Annotated in this window: 5 protein-coding genes and 2 pseudogenes; 5 read left to right on the forward strand and 2 right to left on the reverse strand. The window is 68.6% G+C overall.

What is annotated here, in order from left to right; genetic code table 11:
- The 4 genes and pseudogenes from VFP86_01385 to VFP86_01400 form a co-directional block, all read left to right on the forward strand.
- The coding region (locus VFP86_01385) for a hypothetical protein (protein HET8998279.1) at nucleotides 1-370 on the forward strand (370 nt) is incomplete at its 5' end.
- Nucleotides 313-633 carry a transposase gene (locus tag VFP86_01390; GenBank protein ID HET8998280.1) on the forward strand — a complete coding sequence of 107 codons (321 nt, stop codon included), beginning with the start codon at nucleotides 313-315 and terminating at the stop codon, nucleotides 631-633. The genes VFP86_01385 and VFP86_01390, both read left to right, overlap by 58 nt.
- Nucleotides 634-802: 169 nt before the next feature.
- Nucleotides 803-907 (forward strand): annotated as a pseudogene (locus VFP86_01395) (alpha/beta hydrolase).
- Nucleotides 908-917: 10 nt separating this feature from the next.
- Complete coding sequence (locus tag VFP86_01400; GenBank protein ID HET8998281.1) at nucleotides 918-1,835, forward strand: nucleotide-binding protein; 918 nt, start codon at nucleotides 918-920, stop codon at nucleotides 1,833-1,835.
- Nucleotides 1,836-1,877: 42 nt separating this feature from the next.
- Here VFP86_01400 and VFP86_01405 read toward each other — a convergent pair whose 3' ends face one another.
- A complete protein-coding gene (locus VFP86_01405) occupies nucleotides 1,878-4,202 on the reverse strand; it encodes an isochorismatase (GenBank protein ID HET8998282.1) in 2,325 nt (774 codons plus the stop codon).
- Between the two features lie 437 nt (nucleotides 4,203-4,639).
- Between VFP86_01405 and VFP86_01410 the strand changes: the two are divergent.
- A pseudogene (locus tag VFP86_01410) lies at nucleotides 4,640-5,197 on the forward strand (SDR family NAD(P)-dependent oxidoreductase).
- 486 nt (nucleotides 5,198-5,683) lie between these two features.
- Here VFP86_01410 and VFP86_01415 read toward each other — a convergent pair.
- A partial coding sequence (locus VFP86_01415; protein HET8998283.1) for a DUF4389 domain-containing protein occupies nucleotides 5,684-5,819 on the reverse strand: 136 nt, incomplete at its 5' end.

A 5,819-nucleotide genomic window follows, 5' to 3' on the forward strand; every position in this document is an offset into this window, starting at 1 on the left:
CCAGCAGCTGCCGGTCTGCCCGCTCGAAACCCTGCATGAAGACATTGTCCCAGGTCACCGAACGCTAAGCCGGCAAACACGCCTCTACCAGGCTACCTTTTTCAGCAGGCTCCTAGCCGGCCGTGACCTGCCCGCTCATGCCAGCCGCGAGCAGGCCGTCCGCCAGGCCGAGATCCGCCGCCTGGCGCTGGTACTCGGCCAGGCCCGGCGTGACCTCAAGGACAACCGCGCCCAGCTGCTGGCCATCGTCGAGGACATCGCTCCCGGCCTGACCAGCCGCTTCGGCGTGGCCCGGTCAGCGCCGCGCAGGCCATCGTCAGCTTCTCCCACCCAGGCCGGTGCCGCAGCGAAGCGGCCTACGCCGCGCTAGCCTGCACCAGCCCGCTCCCGGCCAGCAGCGGCCAGACCGTCCGGCACCGGCTCAACCGCGGCGGGGACCGGGCCCTCAACCGGGCCATCCATGCCATCGCGCTGGTCCGGATGCGCAGTTGCCCGCGCACGCGGGCCTACGTTGCCCGGCGCACCGCCGAGGGAAAGACCCGCAGGGAAATCCGCCGCTGCATCAAGCGCTATATCGCCCGCGAGCTCTACCGGCAGCTCACCCACTCGATGAATCCTCCGGTGGGCCCTTGACAAACATAGAAGCGTCAAACGCCAGGCCGCCTGGCAGCACACCGGATAACGCGACAGTGTGGCGCCCTGGTCATGCGTTATGAAATCCGCAGCCGCCTACCCTTGCGCGGTGGAGCGTGCTCCGGGTGCCTTGACCCACGCCTGATATGACACGGGCGTGAGGTCAAGGATCCCGAACCGAGGTCACTCCCTCGCCATCGACCACGGCTGGCGCGAGGTCGCCCAGACGGCGCTCGACTTCGTCAAGCGATTCGTCCCGGCCAAGCCGGGCTAGGCTACCTCTTATGAACAAGCCGCGCATCTTTCTCGGGTCGTCGGGCGAGCAGGCCAAGTTGCTCCGGGCGATCGAGCGCGGGCTCTCAGAGATCGCTGACGTCGAGCCGTGGACGACGACGTTCAACCCGGGGCGGTCCACCCTCGACCGGCTCGTCGAGCTCTCCCGAGAGGTCGATTTCGCCGCGTTCGTGTTCGCCCAAGACGACTGGACCACGACTGATGCGTCCCAGTCCGGCCAGGCGTCACCGCGCGACAACGTGGTGTTCGAGGCAGGGCTGTTCGGCGGCGCGCTGGGCATCCGGCGTACGTTCATCCTCCACGCGCACGGTTCGAAGCTGCCGAGCGACCTGCTCGGGCTGACCTCCGTCCGCTACGACCCGGCGACCAGCTCGGCGGAGGTTCGCGCGATCAACCAGAAGCTTCGCAAGGCGATCGAGACCGAGGGTCGTCGCGGACAGGTGGAGGGCCTGTGGTGGCAGCTCTCGCTCACCATGCGCAGCGACGACGAACCGTCGGCGGTGAGCCTCCTGCGCATCTCGCGGGACCGCGACGGTGGCCTGAACGTGAACGGCCGGGCCTGGCAGGAGGACGGCGCCCTGTCGGCCCGCTATTGGAGCGAGGCTACGAAGGAGCGCACGGATCCGGCCAGCATCTTCTACTACTGGAAGGGCGAGCGCCCTCGGCATCCGAATGCCCCCCAGCTCGAGGGCACCGGCGAGATCAGGGTAGAGAGCGCCGACCGCGCCACCGGGTACTGGACGACCCGGTCGGATCGCGATCCCGGGCTGAATGTCCGAACGTCTGGCGTCTACCTTCGAGCCGACCCGGCAGACCTCGAGGTGCTGGACGGCGGGAGCGAGGAGGAGCGAGCAGAGCTCATCGCGCAGCGCCTCCGGGACTGGAAGTCGGCCGCGAACGCGTTCTGAGCACCGAACGCAGAGGCCCGCGTCGTTGGCGGGCGGGCGCGCTCAGCCGACGGCGAACCTGCTGACGAACTCCTCCTGCCCAGACGTCTCGAGCGCGCGCGGCCCCCGCGTCGCCCGGACGAACGCGATCGCGTCCGTCGGCGAGACGCCGCCGTCGACCAGCGTGCAGGCGGCGATCATCCCGCTCCGACCGAGCCCGCCCATGCACGTCACGACGACCGACTCGCCTCGCTTGAGCCCGTCGCGAATCCACCCGACGAGGTCGACGGCCTCGCTCAGCGTGCACGTTCCCTGGTCGGGCACGGGAAGCCACCGGTAGTTGAGCCCGAACGCCTCGGCTCTGGTGCCGAGTTCGGGAACCCCGGCCCAGTCGAGCTCCGCATCCGTGGACAGGCACAGCAGGCGATCCACGCCCTCGTCCCGCAGTCGGCCAAGGTCCGCTTCGAGGTTGCGATCGCGGTCCCGCCGACCGGGACAGATCGTCATCCCGAGGCGGCCGGGCCCGATGTACGGGGATTCGATCCAGTCGACCCGGAGCACCAGGTTGGCCTTCACGGTGCCAGCGATCTGGTCGGCGAGCGAGCACGCGGCGACGAGCGCTGACTGCTTTTGCAGCGGCGACGGCTCCGGAAAGCCGAGGGTGTGAACGGCGTAGCGCAGGCCCGCCACCTGGTACTGCAGCGGGTTGCGATCATCGTGGCAGACCTCGCTGATCGTGTTCCGCAGCACCCGGAGAATCTCCCACGCTCGAACGAGGTGCGGCGACCGCACGTCATCGGGAAGGCCGGCGAGCGGGGCGCGCAGATCGGCGACCTCCCGGAGGGCGAGGGTGATCGAGATCGCCTCTCGCAGTTGGGCGTCGTCATCGATGGGCGTGAGCAGATAGAGGAGGTCGTTCTCGAACTTCGCCAGATCTTTGAGGACGTGTCCACGACCGGCGTGGAAGAAGTCGATGACCCACACGTTGTCGTGCGCGTCGACGAGGATGTTGGCCGCGTTGAGATCGCCGTGCACGTACGACACGTAGTGATAGTCCTGCGTGGGGAGAGGGGTGCGTGTGAGGAACTCGTCGTAGAAGTCGGAGACGTTCGGCAGCTCGAGCCCGCCGGGGAACCCGAGCATCGTCCGGGTCGCGTCCGGCACCAGGGCTGCGACGGCGGCCCGCACCCGCGGGGCCTTGTCGGCGGAGAACTGGTATTCGGAGAAGAGCGGGAGCCGCTCGTATCGGGCCGCCGCGTACAGCGGCCCGAGGATCTCGTCGAAGGCGATCTCCACGATCGAGGCCAGCTGCGGGGTCGGGATATCCGCCGCGAACATGGACTGCAGCGTCCGCACGCCGCCCTGCCCCATAGCCGCGTAGGAGTACTTGAGGCCGGCGCGGTCGCCGAAATCGACGAAGCCCCGAACACGCGGGGCGTTGTTCCCTAGCACCTCCTCCACCTGCTCAAACGCCACCCGCTCCTGCGCGATCGACCGGTTCGGGCCGAGCTTGACCACCGCCGGTGCGTGCTGCTGGCCGAGGGCGTCCCGGCTCACGGCCCGCCAGACCGTGGCCTCGGAGAAGCCGCCGTGCAAGGGATCGAGATCCACCTCCGTGCTGTCGCGGAAGAGGTGCGCCACGATGCTCCGGTCGCTGTCCTGCAGCGCGGCCGCCTCCCCCCCGCCGATCCGAGGCTCGAACCCCAGCGGATGCCGGGGCAGGTCCAGCTCGGCTCCGGGTCGCAGCCAGTCGACGAAATCCGCGGGGGAGTCGAAGCAGCCAACGCCGAGGATCTTGTCCAGCTGCAAGAGGGCGTTGAAGTGCTGCGTACGCGACGCGCTGGCCGTGAGCGCCGAGCACGTCGCGAGGTCGTCGATGCCTAGACGCGTCCTCAGCTCGTAAAGGAGGAAGCTCACCTTCGCCTCGGTCCAGACCCCGACGACACCAACGCGCAGCGGTTCGCCGCCGTGCGCGCGCCGGATCCGGTCGAGCTGCTCTTCAAGGTCGGTGCCCGCGAGGTCGTTCAGCGTGATCGAGTCGACGATGCACTCGTTGGCCGCAGCCTCTGCCCGCTGGTCCATCTCCAGCACGAGACGCGCGCCGATCGTGTCCTTAATGCAGTGCGCGCCGAAGCGCTCTAGGTGCTCGCGCTGTGCGGGATCGTCCGCGTCGTGCCAGTCGCGGATGTGGACGAGGTCGATCGCATCCGAGGGCAGGCTGCGCGCCCACTGGATGAGCTGGGCCAGCGGCCCCGCGGCCGGCTCCGGTCCGAGCAGGCGAGTCGACTCCGAGTAGCCGACGTGCAGCAGGTTCGGCAGCGGATCGTGAGGGCCGATCGGGTCGACGAAGTCACGTTGCAGGCACTGCGTGATCAGGACGGTCGTCATCTCACCCCGTAGCCTGCGCCCAGGACAAGGCGATTGCAACCGGCTCCGGACGTCGTGACTGCGGCCTTGCAGCAAACGTACCCCGAGACACCCGCGTGTGCCCATTGCTGCATATCCGCCTCTCGGATGAGACACACCCGAGCCGGCCGGCCTCAGCACCTGCGGACCTGCGTTTAATCCGCAGGTTCGTGTCATATCGGCCCGTGCCACATTCGTGCCAGAACGGGCGGAAACTACGGTTACCAGCGGTCACTCAAGGACAACGCGAATGACCGCTGAACTGGACACGTACAGGTTGACCCCCTGCCCGAAACGGCCTTCTGAGCAGCGGGTCACACGGGCCGCTGAGTTGCAGTTTACCGCTGTACAGGAGGTTCACGCGGGACCGGCCAAGGGCGTTGGTCCAGGTTGGACCACTCTGAACGGGCACGACCTACGTGCCCATGGCCGAGGCCCGCGCCCAGATGGAGGTCAACGTCTTCGGCGCCGCCCGCCTCATCCAGCTCGTCCTTCCCGCAATGCGCGCCCAGCACTCCGGGACGATCGTTAACGTCACCTCCATGGGCGGCAAGATCACCACCCCGCTGGGCGCCTGGTACCACGCCACCAAGTTCGCCCTCGAAGCCTCCAGCGACTGCCTGCGCATGGAGGTCGCCCCGTTCGGCATCGACGTCGTCGTAATCGACCCCGGCGGCATCCGCACCGAATGGGGCGGCATCGCCGCCGAGAAGGTCCGGGCCGTCTCCAGCCGCGGCCCCTACGCCGCCCAAGGCAACGCCCTAGCCAACTCGCTCACCTCCGAGACCACCGGCCGGCGCTCCTCCCCGCCCGAACTCATCGGCACGACCATCACCAAGGCCGTCACCACCCGGCGCCCCAAGACCCGGTACGCCGCCGGCTATGGCGCCAGACCCATGATCGTCTTGCACGGCCTGCTGCCCGACCGCGCCTTCGATGCGTTCATACGCCGGGCCGCCAGCGTCCCATCCACCTGAGCACCGGCCGGTCACAGCGGTCGCGACCCCCGTGCACCCCGCGGACAACACGTTGCGGGCGTCGCGACGGCACCAGCATCCGGCAGCGATTCAGCCACGCCGCTTCCCATGACCTGTTCACTCGTCAGCCGCTAACGTCCCCAATGCGTGAGCTGGCGGCTGCACTCGAACCGCAGGCGTTCAAATCACTCAGGGGTGCCCCCACCACGTGCAGATTGACCGTTCGGGTGCGGCTCGGGCGGCAGGTCGGCCGACTGTGATTTGCCGCCAGGCGGCTACGCGCGCTGTCGCCCTCGTCCCGTTGACCACGATCTGTAATCTGGGTCCGAACTTGAAGCTCGGCCTGCGATTCTGGTAACCCGGGTCCAGCGCCGTGCTTGGTCGAGCCCGACGCCTCCGACGTCCCTCAGTGCGGCAATGGGCGCGCATTCCCGGGGCGCTGGTGAGAGCCGGCCGGCGCATCTGCGGCGGGCGGCGCAGCCGGGGTCAGGGCGCGAGCCGGAACGGCGGGTATGAGTCGGTGACCAGGGTCACGGCGTAGCCGATGACGCGGTTGTGCCACCGCGCCACCCCGGCCACGAAGTCGAACAGGCCCCGCGGGTAGCGGCCGGTGAACAAGATC

The organism is bacterium (assembly GCA_035703895.1).
Lineage (GTDB): Bacteria > Sysuimicrobiota > Sysuimicrobiia > Sysuimicrobiales > Segetimicrobiaceae > Segetimicrobium.